Below are 20,817 nucleotides of genomic sequence, written 5' to 3' on the forward strand. Positions count from 1 at the left end.
GCCTTTTCCACGATTCCCCGCGGAAGCCGCTTCCGCCCACCGATATGACCGACAAGTCCCAGCTTTCCGAAGTCGAGCACGTCAAGGACGCCAGCAATTACCTGCGCGGCACCCTGCGCCAGAGCGTGCAAAACCCGATTACGGGCGCGCTCTACCCCGACGACACCCACCTGATCAAGTTCCACGGCTCCTACCAGCAAACCGACCGCGACCTGGAAAGCGAGCGGAAGCGCCAGAAGCTGGAGCCGCTCTACTCCTTCATGATCCGGGTGCGCGTGCCCGGCGGCGTGGCCTCGCCCGCGCAGTGGCAGCGCATGGACGACCTCGCCAACGAGTACGCCAACGGCACGCTCAAGCTGACCACGCGCCAGACCTTTCAGCTCCACGGCGTGCTCAAGCGCGACCTGCCACAGACCATTCAGGGCTTCAACGCGGTGCTGATGGACAGCATTGCCGGCTGCGGCGACGTGAACCGCAACGTGATGTGCGGCGCCAACCCGCACGAGTCGCGGCTGCACGCGGCAGTGCACGAGGTGTCGAAGCAAATCAGCGCGCACCTCACGCCGCAGACCACGGCCTACTGGGAACTGTGGCTTAATGGTGAGCAGCACCTCACGACCGAGCCAGCCGAAGACGCGGAGCCCATCTACGGCAAGACCTACCTGCCGCGCAAGTTCAAGATTGCCCTGGCCGTGCCGCCCTACAACGACACCGACATCTTCGCCAACGACATCGGCCTCGTGGCCATCGAGGAAAACGGCGCGCTAGCTGGCTTCAACGTGGCCGTGGGCGGCGGCATGGGCATGACCTTCGGTATGCCCGACACCTACCCGCGCCTGGCCGACCTCATCGGCTTCGTGCCAACAGCTCAGGTGGTGGACGTGTGCGAGAAAATCGTGACCATTCAGCGCGACTGGGGCAACCGGCAGAACCGCAAGTTCTCCCGCCTGAAGTACACCCTCGACCGCGTGGGCCTCGACGGGTTCGTGGCCGAGCTGCAGCAGCGCCTTGGGTACGACATTGAGCCCGCCCGCGCCTACCGCTTCGACACGTCGAGCGACAACTTCGGCTGGGTGCAGGGCCCCGACGGCAAGCTGCACCTGGGCTTGTTCGTGGAAGGCGGGCGGGTGAAGGACACTGAAGACGTGCAGCTCAAAACCGCCCTGCGCGAAGTAGCCGAATTCCACACCGGCGAGTTCCGACTGACCGGCAACCAGAACTTGGTTATTGCCAATATTGAGCCCACACACCGCGCCCGGGTGGAAGAAGTGCTGGCCCGATACGGCGTGCTGGGCCCGACCATCAAGCGCACGGCGTTGCGGCTGGGTGCGCTGGCCTGCGTGGCCCTAAACACCTGCTCGCTAGCTTTTGCCGAAGCCGAACGTTATCTTCCCCAGCTCCTCAACCGGCTGGACGCCGTTATCCGGGCCCATGGCCTGGCCAACGCAGGCATCCTGATTCGCATGACCGGCTGCCCCAACGGCTGCGCCCGCCCCTACCTCGGCGAAATCGGGCTGGTGGGCAAGGCCGTCGGCCGCTACAACCTCTACCTCGGCGCGAGTCACGCCGGGGAACGACTGAACAAGCTCTACCGGGAGATGTTAGACGAGGACGGCATCATCGGGGAGCTGACGCCCCTGCTGGCCGCCTACGCCCAATACCGCCTGCCTACCGAACGCTTCGGCGACTTTGTCATCCGCCAGGGACACGTCGCCGCTACCACCCACGGCCAAAACTTCCACGCTTGATGAACTCGTCTGCCCTGCCGCTGCACCTGGCCACCGGCCCGCCCGCCGACGACGCGGCCCCGGCCACCGGCAACACCCTGTTTCCCGTCTTTCTGAAGCTGGAACACCTGCGCGTGCTGCTGGTGGGCGGCGGCGCCGTGGGCCTCGAAAAGCTCACCGCCCTGCTGCGCAACTCCCCCGCCGCCAGCGTCACGGTGGTCAGCGACGTTATTTCCGCCGAAATCCGCACGCTGGCCGCTCAGCACCCGGCCGTGCAGCTGCACGAGCGGCCCTACCAGCTCAGCGACCTGCTGGGCCACGACCTGGTGCTCATTGCCACCAACGACCGGGCGCTGAACAGCCGCATCAAACAAGAAGCCGCCGGCCACGGGCTGCTGGCCAACGTGGCCGACACGCCCGCGGAGTGCGACTTTTACCTGGGCTCCATCGTGCAGAAGGGCGACCTGAAAGTGGCCATCAGCACCAACGGCAAGTCGCCGACGGTGGCCAAGCGCCTGCGCGACGTACTCAGCGAGGTGCTGCCCGACGAGCTGAACGAGGTGCTGCAGCACATGGGCGTCATCCGCAGCCGCCTCTCGGGCGACTTCGCCCAGAAAGTAAAGGCCCTGAACGAGGTGACGGCCGAGCTGGCCGAGTCGCCCGCCACGACCATGTGGCGGCGCATTGCTACGTTCTCGCTGTTCGGCTTCGCGCTGCTGCTGGGCATCAACATCCTCTCGCTCTACTACACCTGGCCGGAAGTCTGGGGCGTGGTCAGCAACGCCCGCACCTTCTACCTGTTCGTGGCCGTGGGCTTCGCTGCACAGCTCGTCGACGGGCTCCTGGGCATGGGTTACGGCGTAGTCACGGCCATCAGCCTGATGTCGTTGGGGCTGAATCCGGCGGCCGTCAGCGCCAGCATCCACACGGCCGAAATGTTTGCCAGCGGCGCCTCGGGCTACAACCACTACCGCTTCGGCAACGTGAACCGCCGCTTGTTTCGGGCGCTGCTGATTCCGGGCATCCTGGGCGCGGTGAGCGGAGCATTCCTGCTCTCCAAGTTCGGCGATGAATACGCCGGCTACGTGAAGCCCGTGCTGGCCTGCTATCTGCTGCTGCTGGGCCTACGCATCATCAGCAAAGCCTTTCGCAAGCCCGACCTGCGCAAGCGTAAGGTCAAGCACGTGGGCTGGCTGGCCGGCGCCGGCGGCTTCCTCGACTCGTTCGGCGGCGGCGGCTGGGGCCCCTTGGTTACCAGCACGCTCATTTCGCAGGGCCGCACCCCGCAGTACGTCATCGGCTCGGTAAGCCTGACGGAGTTCTTCGTCACCTTCGCCAGCGCCCTCACTTTCTTCGCCACCATCGGCATCTCGCACTGGCAAGTGGTGCTCGGCCTGATTGTGGGCGGCGTGGCCGCCGCGCCCTTTGCCGCCCGTCTAGCCGGCCGCATTTCCACCCGCTTCATGTTCCTGGGCGTGGGCCTGATGGTTATCATCTGGAGCCTGTGGGCCCTGCGCAAGGTGTTTTTCTGATTCAGCTACACAGCCCGAATAAACCAAAACGTCATTCCTCGACAAGCGCGGAATGACGTTTTGGTTTATTCGGGCAGCGCGGAATGCGGCTTCGCGGTATCAGTTCAACTCCCCAAGCGGCGGCACGTCTACGTCGGGGCGGCGGCGGAAGGAGCTGGGCAACTCGGCAGGACGGCGGCGGTTGTAAAACGCGTCTTCGCTGTAGCTGGGCTGCTCGTAGAAGGGCGACTGACTTTCGCGGCTGGGCACCGGCAGGCTCAGGGCGCGCAACATGGCTTCCTCGTACTCGCGGCTGATGCTGATTTCCTGGTAAGGCGGGTAATTCAGCACCGCCTCGGCGGTGAGAGCCGGCACAAAGACGTTGTCCCCGTCGTCGTCGAGCGCGGCGGCGCCAATGGGAATCAGGATATGCCGCTCGTGCTGGTTGATGTTCAGGCCGGCGTCCAGTTCCACGTCGAGGTAGCGCACTTTCAGCACTTCACGCTCCACAATGAGTTCGTACACGTCGCCAAAGCGTTTGCCGTCGGCGCCGCGCACGGCCCAGCCGCGCACGTCGGGGCTGCCGTCGGCTACTTCGAAGTCGGTCAGGTCGCGCAGCCGGGCCAGGTGCATGCCCTCGGCGCTGGGGACGGGAGTTGTTTCCATACTGCTTGCTGAATCAGGGAGGGGCGGTCGGTTACGCCGCGGGCTTTTCCAGTACGCGCAACACGTTGGCGGCCTGCTGAAAAAACGCCTGCGTGGCCTGTTGTTCGGCCGCGGTGGCCGTGCGGCCGCTGAGCTGGGCGGCTTGGTCCACCAGTTTCTTCACGTCGGTTTCGATGGTGGCGTAGCCGCGGCGCTGCATTTCCTGCATCAGCTCGGCCGCCGCCACGAAGCCGGGCCGCAGCGAGCCGCCGTCGGCCACGCGGCTGGTGGCGCTGGTCAGGTCGTTGCGCTTTTCCTCCACGGCGGGCGTGCGCAGGTCGGTGCGGTCGGCCAAGCTCACCAGCACATTGGTCAGCAGCCCCAGCCCGCGGCGGGCGTAGGTCGAGCTGCTCGGGTCGTCGGCCACGAAGGCGTAGAAATCGGCCGGTTCGGCCCCGGCTTCCTCGCTCACGTCGTCGGTAGCCAGGTTGCCCACCGACGGGTCGCCGGTGGGGGCTGCGGGGTCGGCGGTGGCAGCGGCGTCGCCGCTGGGCACGCTCACCGTGTCGGCGGGCGTAGCGGCCGGCGCCCCGGGGGCGGGGGCGGGCGGCGTGGCTTGGTCGCGGCTGACGAGGTACCACACGCCCAGGGCCAGCACCACCAGCACCGCTATCAAGAGCGGCCACGGGCTTATTCTTCTTTTCTTCCGTTGAATGTTGATTTCAGCCATAAGAGTTGCGGAGAGCCTTCGGCGTAGTCCATACGCGTTGCCACGAAAATAGGTGCTGCGCGGACTTTGCAGACGGCCTGCAGGCCGCACCACGCGGCGGCGCGGCATGAGGTACCGCCGACGTCCATTGTGGTTGATCAAACAAGCGGCAAGCGCCTCCGTTCTTCTGCTCCCGGCCCCGCACTGGACAGATGCTGTTGCGGCCGGTTACGCAGAGTGTGGCGCCTAACGGTTTACTTACCGCCCCAACCTACGCCGCTGCCCGTGTCTCCCGAATCCGTTTTGCAAGAACTGCTAGCGCGCGCCCTGCTGCCGCCCGCCCAAGCGGCGCTCATCCGCGCCGACGAAACCCGCCGCCCCTTCTCGCTGCACCGCGAGCTGCGCCTGCTGCTGTACCTGGGCATCGTGCTGCTCAGCGGTGGGCTGGGCGTGCTCATTTACCAGCACATCGACCGCATCGGCCACGGCGTGATAGTGGCCGCCATGGCCGGGCTGATGCTGGCCTGCCTGGGCTACGCGGCGCGGCACCTGCCGCCCTTCACCTGGGCCGAGGCCCCGCGTACCGGCTTTCTGCCCGACTACGCCCTGCTGCTCGGCTGCCTGCTCTTCGTCACCCTCGAAACCTACCTGCAGGTGCAGTACGGCGTGTTTGGCTCCCGCTACGGGCTAGCCACGGTGCTGCCGGCAGCAGTGTTTTTTGCCCTGGCTTACCGCTTCGACCACCGCGGCGTGCTGGCCATGGGCATCACGGCGCTGGCGGCCTGGGTGGGCGTCACCATTCAGCCGCTGTCGGCCTTCGTCACCAACGACTTCTGGCATTCCCGCCTGAGCACCGCGGCCATCGTGCTGGGCCTGGGCCTGATGGCGACCGGGCTGCTGGCGGAGCGCTACGGCCGCAAGGCGCACTTTGCTTTCACCTACCTCTCGCTGGGCAGCAACCTGCTGCTGCTGGCCGCCACCGCCTCCCTGCTCGATTTCACGCCCGGCGCCGGCAGCTTTCCGCCGGTGGTACTGGTGCCGCTGATCCTGGCCGTGTGCGCCGCCTTGGTGTGGTACGCCCGCCGGGCGCACTCGTACTTGCTGCTGCTACTGGGCGTCGCCTACGCCTACGTGGTGGTGACCTACCTGCTGGTGCGCCTCATCGAATTCACCAACGGCTTCAACGACGGCGGCTTCGTGCTGCTGCTGTTTTACGTGCCGCTGTCGGCCGTCGGGGTGGTGTGGCTGCTGCTGAACATCAAGAAACTTCTGCGCCCCCGATGAGCCGCCTCTACGCTTACAACCCCGCCTGGCCGCACCACGAGGCCATTCAGGCCCAGGCCACCCGTTGGCACAAGCGCGGCCTGCTCACGCCCGCGCAGCTCAGCGCCGCGCAAGCCGCCTTCCCGCTCGACTTTTACCGCCCGCCCCTGCTGCTGCGCATTGGCCTGTTTCTCTTCACCGTGCTCGGAGCCCTAGCCGGCGCGGGGCTGCTGGGCATGCTGCTGCAGTTCAATTTTCTGGGCACGCTCATCACCACGCTCGTTATCGGCGGGGCGGTGCTAGAGCTGGTTATCAGCGGCAAGCGCCTCTACCATTCCGGCGCCGACAACGCCCTGCTCTACCTGGAGCTGCTCGGCATCGGAGCACTGATTTTATACCTGGTCTACGAGCAGGGTGGGCAGGGTGCCCACGACCCGGCGCTAGGCACTTGGCGCCTGCACTGGGCCTTGCTGCTCACCTTAGCCGTGCTGCTGCTGGCCACCCTGCGCTACGCCGACCGCCTGGTGGCCACGGCCGCTTACCTAAACGCCCTGCTGCTGCTCGGCAACCTGCTGCTGATGCTCCCGCTGGGCACGATGCTACTCCCGTTCGTCCTTTGCGCCGCTTCGGCCGGGGCCTACCTCTGGTTTACCCGGCAACTCCGACAGCCCGCCCGGCTGTATTACCACCGTTGCCTGCAGCTGCTGCGCGGCGCGGCGCTGGGCACGGCGTACTTGGCCGTCAATTACTGGGCCGTGCGCGAGGGTAACGCTGCTCTGCTGCCGGGCTACCTGCCCGCGTCGCCGCAGATTCCGCTGGCGGGGCTGTTCTACCTACTCACGGCCGGCATTCCGCTATTTTACCTCGCCGGCGGCCTGCGTCGCCCCGACCGCACCTGGCTCTGGCTGGGACTGCTGACGGCCGCTTTTTCCGTTTTCACCCTGCGCTACTACCGCAGCGTGCTGCCCGCGCCTTGGGCAGCTACCTTGGCCGGGGCCCTACTCACGGCCGTTGCCGTGTGGGCCACCCGTTACCTGCACCGCGGGCGCCACGGCCTCACCTCCGCCGCCGATGCCGCCGACGACCAGCAGCTCAACCTGGAATCCTTGGTTGTTGCGCAAACCGCCCACAGCGCCCCGGCGGCTGGTGCCGCGGCCGGCGTGCAGTTCGGTGGCGGCCACTCCGGCGGCGGCGGGGCGTCCGCCGATTACTGAAACAGCTGAGGTCAACGCAAAACGCCCCGGCGCGCCAATTGCGCACCGGGGCTTTTGCGTTGGTGGGAGGGCCGAGCTTAGGCCGGCACTTTGCGGTACATCTTGGCCAGCTGCTCCACGGCGTAGTCTACTTCCTCGGCCGTGTTGTACTTGCTCATCGAGAAGCGCACGGCGCCGCGCTGCGGGTCGCAGCCCAGGGCCGTGAGCACGTGCGAGCCAATGTTGGAGCCGCTGGTGCAGGCCGAGCCGCCGGATGCCGACACGTGGTTGATGTCGAGGTTGAAGAGCAGCATTTCGTTGAACTCCGACGGCGGCAAGCTCACGCTCAGCACCGTGTAAAGGCTTTGCTCGGCGTCGGCCGACAGGCCGTTGAACTGCACGTCGTCGATTTCGTTGCGCAGCTTGGCAATGAAACGGTCCTTCAGCCCCTGAATGTGCTGCTGATGCTGGTCCATGTCGCGGTAGGCAATTTCCAGCGCCTTGGCCAGCCCCACGATGCCGTACACGTTTTCGGTGCCGGCGCGCACGTTGCGCTCCTGCGCCCCACCGTGAATCAGCGGCTGCACCTGCAGGCCCGCGCTGGTGTAGATAAAGCCCGCGCCCTTGGGGCCGTGAAACTTATGCGCCGAACCCACCAAGAAGTGGTTTTGCAGCTGCTGCACGTTGTGGCGGTAGTGGCCCATCGTCTGCACCGTATCGGTGTGGAAGATGGCGCCGTGGGCCCGACAAATCCGCCCGATGGCCTCGATGTCGTTCAGGTTGCCGATTTCGTTGTTGGCGTGCATCAGGCTCACAAAGGAGCGCGTGTGCGTGCCCAGCAGCTCGTCGAGGTGCTCCAGGTCCAGCTTGCCCTGCTCGTCGAAGCGCACAAAGCTCAGCTCAATCTCGCCCGACTTCTGCAGCGCCTCCAAGGTGTGCAGCACCGCGTGGTGCTCCAGTTTCGAGGTGACGGCGTGCTTCAGTCCCAGCGTCCGAATCGAGCCAAACGCAGCGTAGTTGTCGGCTTCGGTGCCGCCCGAAGTAAAGCTGATTTCGGCCGGGGCGGCGCCAATCAGGTGAGCAATGGTCTTGCGGGCGTTTTCGATGGCCGCGCGCACCTTGCGGCCGTGGCCGTGAATGGAGCTGGGGTTGCCGAAATGCTCCGTCAAAAACGGCATCATGGCGTCCAGCACCTCCGGGTCGAGGGGCGTGGTGGCGGCGTTGTCGAAATAAACCGAAGGCGTAGCGTGGTTGGGCGTCATGCGCAGGCACGTTCAGGGGTGGACTGCAAAAATAACGGATTGCCCCTATCTAAGCCCGGCCTTGTCCGGTTGGCTACCGGCCGCCCCGCCCCAATGGCCGGATTAACCCACTGATTTATTGCCAAAAACAACAGCGCCCCGGCCATCAGACCGGGGCGCTGCGCAAGAAATCGACGGCAAAATCCGTGAAATCTAAAAATTCCAGGGTCTAGCCTTTGGCCGAAATGATTTCCTTGATGTCGCCGATAATTTTCTGGGCCAAGTGGTCGGCCGTGGCGTTGGAGTCCGACTCGGCATAGATGCGGATGATCGGTTCGGTGTTCGACTTGCGCAGGTGCACCCACTCCTTGTCGAACTCGATTTTCACCCCGTCGATGGTATTCACCGGCTGCTTGGCGTAGCGCTTTTCCATTTGCGCCAGCACCAGATCGGTGTCGATGTCTGGGGTTAGCTCGATCTTGTTTTTCGAGATGAAGTAGTTCGGGTACGATGCCCGCAAGCGCGTCATCGTCTTGCCCGACTTGGCCAAGTGCGTAAGAAACAGCGCAATGCCCACCAAAGCGTCGCGGCCATAGTGCAGCTCAGGGTAGATGATGCCGCCGTTGCCCTCACCGCCAATGACGGTGTTGGTTTCCTTCATCTTGGTCACCACGTTCACCTCGCCTACCGCGGCGGCGGCGTACTGGCCACCGTGCTTCTCGGTCACGTCGCGCAGGGCACGGGTGCTGCTCAGGTTGCTCACCGTATTGCCACCGCCCAGCTGCCCGAGCACGTAGTCGGCCACGGCCACCAGCGTGTACTCCTCGCCGAACATGGTGCCGTCCTCGTTGATGAGGGCCAGGCGGTCCACGTCGGGGTCTACCACGATGCCGAGGTCGAACGAGCCTTTTTCGAGCACCTTGGCAATGTCGCGCAGGTTTTCGGGCAGCGGTTCGGGGTTGTGAGCGAAGTCACCGGTCGGCTCGCAATACAGCTTCTCAATGGTCGTCACGCCCAGGGCCTCCAGCAGCAGCGGCACCGCAATGCCGCCCGACGAGTTGACGGCGTCGACCACCACCCGGAAGTTTTTGGCCTTGATGGCTTCCACGTCAACCAACGGTAGCGCCAAAATAGCCTTGATGTGCTTTTTCAGCGCCCCGTTATCGGTGGTCACGTGGCCCAGCTTGGTTACCTGCGCGAAATCGAAGGCTTCCTGCTCGGCCAGTTCCAGCACCTGCTTGCCGTCGGCATCCGAAATGAACTCGCCCTTCTCGTTGAGCAGTTTCAGCGCGTTCCACTGCTTGGGGTTGTGCGAAGCCGTCAGGATGATGCCGCCGGCCGCCTTGCGGGCCGGCACGGCCATTTCCACCGTCGGCGTAGTAGAAAGCCCTAGGTCGATGACATCGATGCCCAGCCCCTGCAAGGTGCCGATAACCAGCTTGTTGACCATGTCGCCGGAAAGGCGGGCGTCGCGGCCTACCACCACGGTGCGGTGTTGCGAGTTGGCCAGGGCCCAGGTGCCAAAGGCAGCCGTGAACTTCACCACGTCGATGGGGGTCAGCGCGTCGCCCGCCCGGCCGCCGATGGTGCCTCGGATGCCCGAGATGGATTTGATCAGTGCCACAAGAAATGTCGGTTTTTCAGGCGGCAAAAGTAGCGAATCCCCCCCGCCCCGCCTACTAGGTGGGTACTCACTCGGCTCGTTTTTAGCTTGCGCCGTATATTTGAGACAATGGAGTATAACACCCCCGACCGGCGCCCCGCCCAACTGGCGGCCTTCGGCCGTCTGCTCGACGTACTGGACCGCCTGCGGGCCGAGTGTCCGTGGGACCGGAAGCAGACCATGCAGAGCCTGCGCCACCTCACCATCGAAGAAACCTACGAGCTGGCCGATGCCATCCTGCGCGACGACCTCGCGGACGTGCAGAAAGAGCTCGGCGACGTGATGCTGCACTTGGTGTTCTACGCCAAAATTGCCAGCGAGCAGGGCCGCTTCGACGTGGCCGACGTACTCAACGCGCAGTGCGACAAACTCATTCACCGCCACCCGCACATCTACGGCGACGTGACGGTGCAGAACGAGGACGACGTGAAGCGCAACTGGGAGCAGCTGAAACTCAAAGAGAAGGGCAACGATTCGGTTCTTGGTGGCGTACCAGTGTCGCTGCCGGCCCTGGTGAAAGCCATGCGCATCCAGGAAAAAGCGCGCGGCGCCGGCTTCGATTGGGAAGAAAAAGCGCAAGTGTGGGCCAAAGTGCAGGAAGAACTGGCCGAGTTCGGGGCCGAATTCCGCGACGGCGACGTGGTGGACCCGGCCCGGGCCAGCGCCGAGTTTGGCGACCTGCTCTTTTCGCTCGTCAATTTTGCCCGCTTCGCCGGCATCAACCCCGAGGAAGCCCTGGAGCAGACCAACCGGAAGTTTATCCACCGCTTCCGGTATCTGGAAACCGAAGTTGCCCGCTCGGGTCGGCGCCTCGCCGACCTCTCGCTGGCTGAGATGGATGAATACTGGAACGCCGCCAAACACTTGCCTAACACCGGTTCTGAACCAAACTCCGCGAAATAGCCTTTTTTTGGGGCTAATGCCGTTTTAAACGCTTTAGACCCGTTTTTAATTTGGCGGCGCCAAGCCTTTTGTTTAGGTTTGCCAAGGATAGACCTACTACGGACGAAGGCCCCGCACACGAGCAGACCCACAGATTTGGCTTCTTTTCCCTGGCCAATTTGTGAGGGTGAGCGGGGCTCCGCCGTCTTAGGCCTTTCGGTTTTTTAAACCACTTTCCAACCACAAGTCAACCTTTTTCACCAACCAACCCTTTCTTAATCTCCGGAACAATGGAACAAAAGAATGTCCCGAACAAGCCGGCTACGGCTCCCCGGCCTGCCGCTCCTGCAGCGCCGAAGACTGGCGAAGCCAAAGGCGGCGGTTCGGCACTGGCCGCTATCGTGATTCCGCTGGCTCTTGTCATCAGCTACGTGGTGTGGAAATTCGTCATGGGCGACGGTAGCCACTTCCAAGGCGGCAACAACCACAACAACCCCATGCCCGGTGATTACCTCGGCATCGTGTACAAGGGCGGTGTTATCGTGCCGATCCTGATGTCGTTCTTCCTGATCGTGGTGACGTTCTCGATTGAGCGCTTCCTCACCATCAGCCGCGCCAAAGGCACCAAGAGCATCGAGACGTTTGTTCGCACCGTGCGCCAGAAGCTGAACGTAAACGACATCACCGGCGCCATCGCCGCCTGCGACCAGCAGAAGGGCTCGGTTGCTAACGTGGTGAAGTCGGGCCTGCTGAAGTACCAGGAAATGGCCCGCGAGCGGGGCATGGACAAAGACCAGAAGATCCTGGCTATCCAGAAGGAAATCGAGGAATCGACCGCTCTGGAGCTGCCGATGCTGGAAAAGAACCTGGTTATCATCTCGACCCTTGCTTCGGTTGCTACCCTGGTGGGTCTGCTCGGTACGGTATTCGGCATGATCAACGCATTCGCCGCTCTGGCTAACGCCGGTGCTCCGGATGCAGTAGGTCTGGCCAACGGTATCTCGGAAGCTCTGATCAACACGGCTCTGGGTATCTTGACGTCGGCCATTGCCATCATCATGTACAACTTCTTCACGAGCAAGATCGACGAGCTGACCTACAGCATCGACGAGGCCGGGTTCTCCATCATTCAGACCTTCGCTGCTCAACACGGCGACAACGGCGTACAAAACGGTGTGGTAGCGTAAACTAAACGCTGCACCTCGTACGTTACTGAATCAAAGAACCTTCTGAACTAGCCAGAAATGCCGAAAGTAAAACCTCACCGAGTGTCACCATCGTTGGACATGACCCCGATGGTAGACTTGGCCTTCTTGCTGGTGACCTTCTTCATGCTCACCGCTACGCCGACGGAAGACACGGCTGTGGTGGTGGACACCCCGTCCTCCATTTCGGAGAAGTCGCTGCCCGACAAGGGCGTGCTGACCATCACCATCGATAAGGACAAGCGCGTATTCTTCAGCTCGGACTCGCAGCCGGTGAAGATGAAAGCCTTGGAAACCGTCGGTGCCAAGTATGGCCAGAGCTTCTCCGACAAGGAAAAGAAGCAGTTTTCGCTGCTGCCCGACTTCGGTCTTGAAGCCCAGCAAATCAAGGGCTTCGTGAACCTGCCGGCCGAGCAGCGCAAAGCCTTCAAACAGCCGGGCATCCCGACCGACTCGCTGAATAACCAGCTGGCCGAATGGGTAATCGCGGCGCGGAGTGCCAACATCAGCGTGCTGAACACTGCCCCGTACATTGCCATCAAAGGCGACGGGCTGGCCGACGTGCCGACGGTGAAGAAAGTCATCAAGATTCTGCAGGAGAAGAACCTGAACCGTTTCTATCTCGTCACCGACCTGGAAACCAAACCGGTTGCCAGCAACTAAGTAGCCATGGCTGAAATACAACAACAGGCTGACTCCGGTAAAGGCGGTAAGAAGCGGGCCAAGAAAATGTCGACCAAAATCGACATGACCCCCATGGTAGACTTGGCCTTCCTCCTGCTGACCTTCTTCATGCTCACCACGACGTTTGCAAAGCCGAAGGTGATGCAGATTTCGATGCCGGTAAAGCCGAAACCGGAAGATGAACAACAAGAGTTGAAAGCGTCTGACGCTTTCACCGTACTGCTGGGCGAAAACAACAAGCTCTACTACTACGAGGGCTTGGTTACGGATAAGCCGCAGTTGCAGCTGAGCAGCTACTCAGCTGAAGGTATCCGCAAGACGCTGGTTGACCGTCGTGCCCGCCGCCCCACTACCGTGGTGCTGATCAAGGCGGCTGACAAGGCCAACTACAAAAACATGGTGGATATCCTGGACGAAATGACCATTACCGGGCAGCAGAAGTACGCTCTGGTGGACATTACGAAGGATGACGAGAACCTTATAACCACCTCTGGCCTATGATGGATAATGCTCAATTGGCCCGGGCGTCCTTCAACGACATAGTGTTTGAAGGTCGCAACAAGGCCTACGGCGCTTACGTGCTGCGCAAGCTGTACGGCAAGCACGTAACCCGCGCTTTCCTGGTCGCCATTATCGCCTTCGCGCTGCTGATCTTCGGGCCGGTTATCGCCAGCATGCTCACGCCGAAAGCAGATAAGACGCCGGACAAGGTGGAGGTCGACGTGACCCTGGAGGCACCGCCTCTGGAGAACCAGCCGCCGCCCCCGCCGCCCCCGCCCTCGGCTCCGCCCCCCCCTCCTCCTAAGCTGTCGACCGTGCGCTTTACCCCGCCGGTGGTGAAGAAGGACGAAGAAGTACGGAAGGTGGAAGAAATTCCTGACCAGAAGGAACTCGAGGACAAGGTAGTGGCTACCAAAACGGTTGAAGGCAACACCAACAACCTGGCAGCCGTTGACTTGAGCGGCCTCGACGAAGGCAAAGGCGAAGCAGTAGCGGAGGTAGTAGAACAGAAGGTCTACACCTACGTGGAGCAGATGCCGACGCCTCCCGGTGGCATGGAAGGCCTGATGCAGTACTTGGGTAAAAACATCAAGTACCCGGCGCTGGCCCTGCGCAACCAAGTTGAAGGCAAGGTATTCGTGAACTTCGTAGTAGGTCCGGATGGGCAAATCTCGAACGTAACGGTAACCAAAGGCATCGGTGCCGGCTGCGACGAAGAAGCAGTTCGCGTAATCAGCAAGATGCCGGCTTGGGCCCCGGGTAAGCAGAACGGCCGTGCCGTGAGCGTGTCCTACACCGTTCCGGTGACGTTCACCATCAAGTAAGCTGCTTATCTGACAACCTCGTCAGTCTCATTAAAACCCCGAATCAGGCTCCAGCTTGGTTCGGGGTTTTGCTTTTTCCGGCTTATCTGGAATTTTTCCGGTTATGCCATATACCAACCGCTGCCGCCCCGCCGTTTACTGCTTGAAGGTCAGGCGACAGGAGTGGGTTTAGGGGAATTAGGGCCGGGCCGAATGCGCAGTAGTTCTATCGTTCACCTCACCTCATTCACCGCCATGACTCCCTTACACCTTCGCCCTAGCACGCTGGACGAAATCGTCTTCGAGGGCCGCAACAAAGCCTACGGCGCCTTTGACCTGCGCCAGTCTTATCCCACCCACGTGCGCCGCGCCGTTGGCTTGGCGCTGTTGCTGTTTGTCGTACTTGCCTTTGCTCCCAGCATCGTGCGGCGCCTGATGCCCGAACCGGTTGCGGTAAAGCCGCCGGTGCTTGACACGGACCACGATTTTACGCAAGTCAACTTCAAACCCATTGACGAGCCCAAACCGGTGACGCCTCCTGCCACCGGCGCCAAAGTGCCTACAGTAGCTACCCCGACCCTTGTAGTTCCGGATGCCAAGGCGAAGCCCCGAGACGAATCGGTTACTCCGCCAGCCAACGCAATGCCGGGCGCGGTTAACGAGGTTGGCCTCGGCGAAATACCCAATGATGGCAACGTCGTGCCCGGTGACGGTACTGGCAAGCAGCCGCTGGACCTGAGCACGCCGGCTTCCAGTGCTGGCAAAACGGACGTGTTTATCACGGCCGAAGTTATGCCCGCGTTCGAGGGAGGCGACGCGGCACTGGTTGATTTCTTGCGCCGCAATATGCGCTACCCGGCTACGGCTTTGCGCGAGCAGATTGAGGGCAAGGTGTTCGTATCATTCACCGTCAGCGCCACGGGTGAAATTGTGGATGTGCAGGTGCTGAAGGGCCTGGGCTACGGCACCGACGAAGAAGCGCTGCGCGTGGTGCGTAAGATGCCGGCCTGGAAGCCGGGCGTGCAGAATGGGCACGCAGTAGCCGTGCGCTACACTTTGCCGATTACCTTCCGCATCGGCAACTAACTAATCCGGCTTAGTTGCACTCTGCACACTAGAAAGCCCGTTTGAGCATTGCGCTCAAACGGGCTTTTAGCTTTTTTCCTTACCCGAAAACATTGCCGCACCGTAATACAGCGAACAAACCTTCTACTTTTACGCGTTAGGGAGTAGCAGTCCGTGCTGCTGCCTTAACTCTGAAAGCCATGCTGAATACCAACGCCGACGAACGGATTAACAGCCGCCGCGGCCAACAGACGACTTCGCGCTATTTCACCATGCTGATGGCCGTGGTGTACGTAGGACTGGGCACCTTTCTGATTGCCGCGCCTCCCGGGGTGTTTCACCTCACGCTCACAACACGGCGCGTCGTAGGGGGCCTCTTCATCCTGTACGGATTAATTAGATTTGTCCGGGCGTTCCGCCAGCATTTCCGCAAACGACATGATGCTTTTTAAAGCCCCCGCGCGCACTTTTGGCGCCGCCCTGACTTTGAGTGTAGCCCTCTTCCTGGCTAGCTGCAATGGCAACGGGAGTAAGGCCACCTCACCCGATGCCGACAACGACACCCCCACCAGCGGTACCATCAAAGTCAGCATCGACAACACGTTTGAGCCCATTCTGAAGTCGCACATCGACACGTTTCAGAAGCTCTACCAATACGCGCACGTGCAGGCGGCCTATAAGCCCGAGCGCGAGGCCATGCGCGACCTGCTCGACGACAAAGTGCGCGCCATTATTGTGGCCCGCGGGCTGAAGCCGGACGAGCAAGCCGTGTTTGACCGGCAGACCATCGTACCGCGCGTCACGCACGTAGCAACCGACGGGGTGGCCATTATTTTACACCCCTCAAACCCCGACTCCCTGCTGACGCTGGCGCAGCTCAAGGCCATCTTCACCGGCCAAGTGGCGGAGTGGAAAAAGGTCAGCGGTAAAGCTTCAAATCTGGGCAAAATCAACCCGGTGTTTGACCAAAACAACTCCAGCACCACCCGCTATGTGCAGGACTCAGTGACGCGCGGTGCGGCCTTGGCTAAGGAGGTGTTTGCCAGCGAATCGAACCCTAAGCTGATTGATTACGTTGCAACGCATCCGAACGCAATCGGCGTTATCGGTGTTAATTGGATCAGTGACCAGGACGACGCCCAAGTACAGAGCTTTCTGCGCAAGATTCAGGTAGCCGCTATTGGCAAGCGCAAAGTGGCCGCGCCCAGCAAGCCCGACGACTACGTGAAGCCCTACCAAGCCTACCTGGCGACGCAAGAGTACCCGCTGCAACGCAAGCTCTACGTCATCAGCCGCGAGGCCCGCACCGGACTTGGCACCGGCTTTGCATCCTTCGTCGCGGGCAATCAGGGTCAGCTGATTTTCCTGAAATCCGGGCTGATGCCGGCCGTTGGGCAGGTTCGTCTGGTGCAGGCTAACAAAGAGTAAGTCTTTGCTCACCTGCCGCAACTCGTCTCTCACCATTTTCTCACTTACCCTTTTCTCATGACCAACAAGCCCTGGAAGCTCACGCTCCTCGCTGCTTTTTCGCTCGCCGGGTCGGCTGTGTTTGCTCAAAACCTGCCGGCTGCTCGTCAATCCATCGAGCTGGAACGCTACAGCGAAGCCAAGCGTCAGCTGTTGCCCAACCAGTCGAACCCGGAAGCGGCGTACGAACTGGGTCGTTTGTATCTGAAGCAGGAAAAGGCTGACTCGGCCGCCTACTTCTTCAACATGGCCTCGCGCGACACCAAGTACCCGCTGGCCATGATTTCGGCGGGCCGCGCGCTGCTAGCCCAAGGCAAAAAGGCAGAAGCCGACGCGCAGTTTGACGCGGCCGTCAAAGCCACCAAAGGCAAAGACGCCAACATTTACGCGGCCATCGGGCAAGCCTACGCCGAGACGGACGTAAAGGATAACCAGAAAGGCATCGACGCCATCAACCAAGCCATCAAACTCAACAAGAAGGATGATGCCGCGTGGCTGGTGAACCTCGGTGACATCTACGCCAAGCGCGACAACGGCGGTGGTGACGCCATGAACGCCTACGACCGTGCCCTGCGCGCCGACGGCGGCTACGTGCGGGCTTACTACCGCAAAGGCGAGCTGAGCTTCCGTTCGCGCAACGGCGGCGAGGCCCTGACCAACTTCAACAAGGTGACCAGCATCAACGCGGATTACGCCCCGGTGTACCGCGAGCTGGCCAACATGTACTTCTTCGCCGACAAGCCCGAGCTGGCCGTGGAGAACATGAAGAAGTACACGGACATGGCGGAGAAGACGACGGCCACCCAGGCTACGTACGCCGCCTTCCTGTACACGAGCAAGAAGTACCCGGAAGCCATTACCCAGATTCAGGAGGTGTTGGCCAAAGACCCCAACAACGTGACCATGAATCGTCTGTTGGCTTACTCGCTGTACGAAAGCAACCAGAACGACCAAGCCTTGGCCGCTATGGAGAAGTACAATACGCTGGTACCCGCTGACAAACGCATTACGGACGATTACGTGTATCAGGGTAAGATCCTGACGAAAGCGGGCCGTTCGGACGAGGGCATTGCCTTGATTGAAAAGGCTATTGCCGCCAATCCGGACAAGTCGGACGATCTGTTGCCTGACTTGGTGCAAGCGTACATCATCAAAAAAGACTACGCCAATGCCGAGCGCGTGCTGCGTAAGAAGATGTCGAAAGGGACCCCGGCGCTGACCGACCAGGTGCGCCTGGCCAACGTGTATACCATCGATAAAAAGTACGCCCAGGCTGACAGCCTGCTGAACCTGGTTATCACGGCCCGCCCGACGTACACCGCCGGCTACTTGATGCGTGCTCAAGCCAACTCCAACATGGACCCCGAGCTGAAGCAGGGCTTGGCCAAGCCGCACTACGAGAAGTACATCGAAGCAGCTAAAGCTGACCCGACCAAGAACCAAGCTGGTCTGGCCGAAGCTTACCGCTACCTCGGTGCCTACTACTACAACGCAGGTAACAAGGCTCAGGCTATTTCCAGCTACCAGCAGGCACTGGCCGTGAAGCCGGACGACGCGCAGGCGGCTGATGCCATCAAGCAACTCAACACGACGGCAAAGGCAGCGCCCAAGCCGGCCGCTAAGGGCACGAAGAAGTAATTTCTGCCTGAGATATAGAAAAGCCCGCTGTCTTTCGACAGCGGGCTTTTTTGTGCGTTTTAAACGGGGTTGGCTAGGCCGGTTGGTTGGCGTACCGCTCCCAGCGCGCCAAACCCGCCCTAAAGTCATCGGGCAGCTCGACTTCCAGCTGCAGCTGCGCACCCGTGGTTGGGTGCACAAAGCCCAGCGACTTGGCGTGCAAGGCCTGTCGGCTGAGCACTTCGAAGGTGTTTTCGACGAAGCTTTTGTAGGAGCCGGTCCGCTGCCCGTAAAGAATCTTGTCGCCGCCGTAGGCCGCATCGGCGAAGAGCGGGTGGCCAATATGCTTCATGTGCGCCCGGATCTGGTGGGTGCGCCCCGTTTCGAGGTTGCACTGCACCAACGCTACGGGCCCGAAGCTCTGGAGTACTTTGTAGTGCGTCACGGCGTGTTTGCCTTCCGGGCTGCCCTCCGGAAACACGGTCATCAGCTTCCGGTCCTTGGGGTGGCGGCCGATGTTGCCGCGGATGGTACCACTGGCCTCTTTGGGTGTGCCCCACACCAGCGCTAGGTAGGTCCGCTCGATGGTGTGGTAAAAGAACTGGTTCGAGAGGTGCGTCATGGCCCACTCAGTTTTACCAACGACCAGCAGCCCCGACGTATCCTTATCGATGCGGTGCACCAGGCCGGGGCGAATGTCGCCGTTGCGGCCGGTAGGCAGGTTGTGCAGGTGCCAGGCCAAGCCGTTGACCAACGTGCCCGTCCAGTTGCCGTAGGCCGGATGCACCACCATGCCGGCGGGCTTGTTCACTACCAGCAGTTGGTCGTCCTCGTAGCGGATGTCCAAGGCCATTTGCTCGGGCACCACTTTGTCCTCGCGCGGGGGCTCGGGCAGCACCACCGTCACCACGTCGCCGGCTTTCACCTTGTAGCTCGACTTGGCCGGCTTGCCATTCACCTGCACGGCCTCCGCTTCGATGCCAGCTTGCACCTTGGTGCGCGACACGTTGGGCAGGCGGTTGAGCAGAAACTTGTCGAGCCGCATGGGCTCCTGCCGGCCATCGGCCTGAATGCGGTGGTGCTCAAACAGCTCGTCTTCCTCGGCGAGGCCGGCGGCGCTGTCGGGCAGCAAATCGGGGTCTAGGTCGTGTAGCATAGCACGGGCGGGGCTCAAACATACGAAAGCCGGGGCCTGCTTGTCAGGCCCCGGCTTTCGGGTATTCAGCGCGAAGGGTTACTTCTTCTTGACTTTGGTTTTGCTGGCGGCCGGAGTGGCAGCGGGCGTCGTGGCCGGTGCGGCTTTCGGCGCGGCCGAGGGAGCCGGAGCAGCGTTCTGGCCGGGCGTTACGCCCATTTCCTTCAGCACGAGGTCGGAGATGTCGCCGTCTTTTGGGCCGTGCAGCAGGATGGGCGTGGTGCCAAAGCCCGCGTCGGAGTTGAACACGTAGGTGTAGCCGTTTTTCTCGGATACCACGTCAATGGTCTTCTGCAGCTTGTCGTACACCGGCTTCAGCAGGGTCTGCTGGCGCTGCTGCACCGACTGCTCGGCGCTCTGCTGAAACTCTTGAATCGAGGTCTGCATGGTTTGCAGCTCCTTTTCCTTATCAGCACGAATGGCGTCCGGGGTCGTCTGCGGCAGGGCCTGGTAGGCGTCCACCTTCTTGCGGTAGTCGGCTACTTTGGCGTCGAGCTGGTTTTTCAGCTGCGTGCTGTAGTCTTTCAACTGCGACTCGATCTGTTTGCTCTCCGGCATCTGGCTAATCACGTAGTCCACGTTGGTGTAGCCGATTTTGAGCGGACCGGCGGTGGTAGCCGGAGCAGTTTGGGCCAGGGCGGCGGGGGCGGCGGTCAGCGTCAGGGCCGCGGCGGCCAGCACGAGGCGAAACTTGCGGGTCAGGGTCATTGAGCGAGAGGGGTCAGGGGTTTGATGCACAAAGGTAGTTAGTTCCGCGTACCGGGCTTGGCCGTCGAACGGCCTTTGGTGGCCTGGGCCGGCTTGGGGGCCGCGGGGGTGTCGTCGCCGAACTCCGGGTCAGCGGGCGTCTGCGGCGGCGTGACCGTCTTCACTGCACCTTTCGGGCCAGGTTGGTTACGGTCTTCAGAAGCTAAACCTAATTCTTCCAGCACAAATTCCGTGTAGTCGTGCGCCGGATTGGTGTAGAGCATGGTTAGGTCGCCGGCTTTGTCGAATACAATGGCCAGCTGCTTCTTTTTGGCCACTTTTTCCACGGCTTCGAACACCTTGTCCTGAATCGGCTTGGTCAGCTCCTGGCGCTTCTTGAACAGCAGGCCTTCGTAGCCGAACACCTTGTTCTGGTAGGCCTTGGCATCCTGCTCCTTCTTCAGAATCTCGTCCTGCCGTTTCTTCTTCATCGTTTCGGTCAGCAGCACTTCCTCGGCTTGGTAGGTACGGTGCAGCCGGTCGAGGTCCTTCTTTTGGGCCTCCACTTCCTTTTGCCAGTTCTGCGACGCGGTGTTTAGCTCCTGCTGCGCCTGCGCGTAGGCGGGCATCTTGCTGATGATAAACTCCGTGTCGACGTAGCCAAACTTCTGGGCCCGGGCCAGACCGGGCAGCAGCGCCAGCCACAGCAAGGGAAGCGCAAACAATAGTCGTTTCATATGCTACTGAACGCCGGCCACC

At 61.8% G+C, this 20,817-nt stretch carries 20 protein-coding genes; 13 read left to right on the plus strand and 7 right to left on the minus strand.

Annotated features, from left to right (window positions below):
• Positions 1-44 precede the first annotated feature (44 nt).
• Both LJ737_RS00455 and LJ737_RS27045 read left to right on the plus strand, forming a co-directional pair.
• The gene (locus LJ737_RS00455; protein ID WP_227761690.1) at positions 45-1,748 is read left to right on the plus strand and encodes an NADPH-dependent assimilatory sulfite reductase hemoprotein subunit; all 1,704 of its coding nucleotides are present in this window, start codon (positions 45-47) and stop codon (positions 1,746-1,748) included.
• A complete protein-coding gene (locus LJ737_RS27045; RefSeq protein ID WP_317206626.1) occupies positions 1,748-3,259 on the plus strand; it encodes a TSUP family transporter in 1,512 nt (503 codons plus the stop codon). The genes LJ737_RS00455 and LJ737_RS27045 overlap by 1 nt, the downstream gene beginning before the upstream one ends.
• Positions 3,260-3,358: 99 nt before the next feature.
• On the opposite strand, the gene LJ737_RS00470 is transcribed toward LJ737_RS27045, so the two are convergent.
• Together LJ737_RS00470 and LJ737_RS00475 are read right to left on the minus strand one after the other, a co-directional pair.
• Complete coding sequence (locus LJ737_RS00470; protein ID WP_227761691.1) at positions 3,359-3,904, minus strand: PRC-barrel domain-containing protein; 546 nt, start codon at positions 3,902-3,904, stop codon at positions 3,359-3,361.
• A gap of 31 nt (positions 3,905-3,935) precedes the next feature.
• On the minus strand, positions 3,936-4,613 hold the full coding sequence (locus LJ737_RS00475) for a hypothetical protein (protein WP_227761692.1): 678 nt from the start codon (positions 4,611-4,613) through the stop codon (positions 3,936-3,938).
• Positions 4,614-4,895: 282 nt separating this feature from the next.
• On the opposite strand from LJ737_RS00475, the gene LJ737_RS00480 reads away from it, so the two are divergent.
• Together LJ737_RS00480 and LJ737_RS00485 are read left to right on the plus strand one after the other, a co-directional pair.
• Complete coding sequence (locus tag LJ737_RS00480; protein ID WP_227761693.1) at positions 4,896-5,876, plus strand: DUF2157 domain-containing protein; 981 nt, start codon at positions 4,896-4,898, stop codon at positions 5,874-5,876.
• Positions 5,873-7,069 carry a hypothetical protein gene (locus LJ737_RS00485; protein ID WP_227761694.1) on the plus strand — a complete coding sequence of 399 codons (1,197 nt, stop codon included), beginning with the start codon at positions 5,873-5,875 and terminating at the stop codon, positions 7,067-7,069. The genes LJ737_RS00480 and LJ737_RS00485 overlap by 4 nt, the downstream gene beginning before the upstream one ends.
• 77 nt (positions 7,070-7,146) lie before the next feature.
• Here the strand turns inward: LJ737_RS00485 and LJ737_RS00490 are convergent, their stop codons facing one another.
• Both LJ737_RS00490 and glmM read right to left on the minus strand, forming a co-directional pair.
• On the minus strand, positions 7,147-8,310 hold the full coding sequence (locus LJ737_RS00490; protein ID WP_227761695.1) for a cysteine desulfurase family protein: 1,164 nt from the start codon (positions 8,308-8,310) through the stop codon (positions 7,147-7,149).
• A 208-nt stretch (positions 8,311-8,518) separates the two neighbouring features.
• Entirely contained in the window at positions 8,519-9,913 is a 1,395-nt protein-coding gene (gene glmM, locus LJ737_RS00495) for a phosphoglucosamine mutase (protein WP_227761696.1), read from the minus strand.
• A 108-nt stretch (positions 9,914-10,021) separates the two neighbouring features.
• On the opposite strand from glmM, the gene mazG reads away from it, so the two are divergent.
• From mazG to LJ737_RS00540, 9 genes are all read left to right on the plus strand, one after another.
• Positions 10,022-10,855, plus strand: a complete 834-nt coding sequence (mazG, locus tag LJ737_RS00500; protein ID WP_227761697.1) for a nucleoside triphosphate pyrophosphohydrolase — start codon at positions 10,022-10,024, stop codon at positions 10,853-10,855.
• Between the two features lie 269 nt (positions 10,856-11,124).
• Positions 11,125-12,021 carry a MotA/TolQ/ExbB proton channel family protein gene (locus LJ737_RS00505; RefSeq protein WP_227761698.1) on the plus strand — a complete coding sequence of 299 codons (897 nt, stop codon included), beginning with the start codon at positions 11,125-11,127 and terminating at the stop codon, positions 12,019-12,021.
• Between the two features lie 57 nt (positions 12,022-12,078).
• On the plus strand, positions 12,079-12,702 hold the full coding sequence (locus LJ737_RS00510; RefSeq protein ID WP_227761699.1) for an ExbD/TolR family protein: 624 nt from the start codon (positions 12,079-12,081) through the stop codon (positions 12,700-12,702).
• A 6-nt stretch (positions 12,703-12,708) separates the two neighbouring features.
• Positions 12,709-13,224, plus strand: coding sequence for an ExbD/TolR family protein (locus LJ737_RS00515; RefSeq protein WP_227761700.1), 516 nt, complete (start codon positions 12,709-12,711; stop codon positions 13,222-13,224).
• Complete coding sequence (locus LJ737_RS00520) at positions 13,221-14,048, plus strand: energy transducer TonB (RefSeq protein ID WP_227761701.1); 828 nt, start codon at positions 13,221-13,223, stop codon at positions 14,046-14,048. Before LJ737_RS00515 ends, LJ737_RS00520 begins: the two co-directional genes overlap by 4 nt.
• Before the next feature lie 234 nt (positions 14,049-14,282).
• On the plus strand, positions 14,283-15,113 hold the full coding sequence (locus LJ737_RS00525; RefSeq protein WP_227761702.1) for an energy transducer TonB: 831 nt from the start codon (positions 14,283-14,285) through the stop codon (positions 15,111-15,113).
• A 179-nt stretch (positions 15,114-15,292) separates the two neighbouring features.
• Positions 15,293-15,544, plus strand: a complete 252-nt coding sequence (locus LJ737_RS00530) for a hypothetical protein (protein ID WP_227761703.1) — start codon at positions 15,293-15,295, stop codon at positions 15,542-15,544.
• The gene (locus LJ737_RS00535) at positions 15,531-16,520 is read left to right on the plus strand and encodes a PstS family phosphate ABC transporter substrate-binding protein (RefSeq protein ID WP_227761704.1); all 990 of its coding nucleotides are present in this window, start codon (positions 15,531-15,533) and stop codon (positions 16,518-16,520) included. Before LJ737_RS00530 ends, LJ737_RS00535 begins: the two co-directional genes overlap by 14 nt.
• 57 nt (positions 16,521-16,577) lie before the next feature.
• Positions 16,578-18,197, plus strand: a complete 1,620-nt coding sequence (locus tag LJ737_RS00540) for a tetratricopeptide repeat protein (protein ID WP_227761705.1) — start codon at positions 16,578-16,580, stop codon at positions 18,195-18,197.
• Positions 18,198-18,270: 73 nt separating this feature from the next.
• Here LJ737_RS00540 and LJ737_RS00545 read toward each other — a convergent pair whose 3' ends face one another.
• From LJ737_RS00545 to LJ737_RS00555, 3 genes are all read right to left on the minus strand, one after another.
• On the minus strand, positions 18,271-19,332 hold the full coding sequence (locus LJ737_RS00545) for an RluA family pseudouridine synthase (RefSeq protein WP_227761706.1): 1,062 nt from the start codon (positions 19,330-19,332) through the stop codon (positions 18,271-18,273).
• Positions 19,333-19,410: 78 nt separating this feature from the next.
• The gene (locus tag LJ737_RS00550) at positions 19,411-20,079 is read right to left on the minus strand and encodes an OmpH/Skp family outer membrane protein (RefSeq protein WP_227761707.1); all 669 of its coding nucleotides are present in this window, start codon (positions 20,077-20,079) and stop codon (positions 19,411-19,413) included.
• A gap of 38 nt (positions 20,080-20,117) precedes the next feature.
• Positions 20,118-20,795, minus strand: coding sequence for an OmpH/Skp family outer membrane protein (locus LJ737_RS00555; protein ID WP_227761708.1), 678 nt, complete (start codon positions 20,793-20,795; stop codon positions 20,118-20,120).
• Positions 20,796-20,817: the final 22 nt, after the last annotated feature.

It is taken from the genome of Hymenobacter sp. 15J16-1T3B, from assembly GCF_020711235.1.
Lineage (GTDB): Bacteria > Bacteroidota > Bacteroidia > Cytophagales > Hymenobacteraceae > Solirubrum.

Bases quoted from the DNA above. Each gene is read 5' to 3' on its own strand.
- LJ737_RS00525 (WP_227761702.1), top strand. From the start codon at position 14,283: ATGACTCCCTTACACCTTCGCCCTAGCACGCTGGACGAAATCGTCTTC.
- LJ737_RS00490 (WP_227761695.1), bottom strand. From the start codon at position 8,310: ATGACGCCCAACCACGCTACGCCTTCGGTTTATTTCGACAACGCCGCC.
- LJ737_RS00485 (WP_227761694.1), top strand. From the start codon at position 5,873: ATGAGCCGCCTCTACGCTTACAACCCCGCCTGGCCGCACCACGAGGCC.
- LJ737_RS00505 (WP_227761698.1), top strand. From the start codon at position 11,125: ATGGAACAAAAGAATGTCCCGAACAAGCCGGCTACGGCTCCCCGGCCT.
- LJ737_RS00520 (WP_227761701.1), top strand. From the start codon at position 13,221: ATGATGGATAATGCTCAATTGGCCCGGGCGTCCTTCAACGACATAGTG.
- LJ737_RS00550 (WP_227761707.1), bottom strand. From the start codon at position 20,079: ATGACCCTGACCCGCAAGTTTCGCCTCGTGCTGGCCGCCGCGGCCCTG.
- LJ737_RS00530 (WP_227761703.1), top strand. From the start codon at position 15,293: ATGCTGAATACCAACGCCGACGAACGGATTAACAGCCGCCGCGGCCAA.
- LJ737_RS00510 (WP_227761699.1), top strand. From the start codon at position 12,079: ATGCCGAAAGTAAAACCTCACCGAGTGTCACCATCGTTGGACATGACC.
- LJ737_RS00515 (WP_227761700.1), top strand. From the start codon at position 12,709: ATGGCTGAAATACAACAACAGGCTGACTCCGGTAAAGGCGGTAAGAAG.
- LJ737_RS00535 (WP_227761704.1), top strand. From the start codon at position 15,531: ATGATGCTTTTTAAAGCCCCCGCGCGCACTTTTGGCGCCGCCCTGACT.
- LJ737_RS00475 (WP_227761692.1), bottom strand. From the start codon at position 4,613: ATGGCTGAAATCAACATTCAACGGAAGAAAAGAAGAATAAGCCCGTGG.
- LJ737_RS00545 (WP_227761706.1), bottom strand. From the start codon at position 19,332: ATGCTACACGACCTAGACCCCGATTTGCTGCCCGACAGCGCCGCCGGC.
- LJ737_RS00555 (WP_227761708.1), bottom strand. From the start codon at position 20,795: ATGAAACGACTATTGTTTGCGCTTCCCTTGCTGTGGCTGGCGCTGCTG.
- mazG (WP_227761697.1), top strand. From the start codon at position 10,022: ATGGAGTATAACACCCCCGACCGGCGCCCCGCCCAACTGGCGGCCTTC.
- LJ737_RS00470 (WP_227761691.1), bottom strand. From the start codon at position 3,904: ATGGAAACAACTCCCGTCCCCAGCGCCGAGGGCATGCACCTGGCCCGG.
- LJ737_RS00540 (WP_227761705.1), top strand. From the start codon at position 16,578: ATGACCAACAAGCCCTGGAAGCTCACGCTCCTCGCTGCTTTTTCGCTC.
- LJ737_RS27045 (WP_317206626.1), top strand. From the start codon at position 1,748: ATGAACTCGTCTGCCCTGCCGCTGCACCTGGCCACCGGCCCGCCCGCC.
- LJ737_RS00455 (WP_227761690.1), top strand. From the start codon at position 45: ATGACCGACAAGTCCCAGCTTTCCGAAGTCGAGCACGTCAAGGACGCC.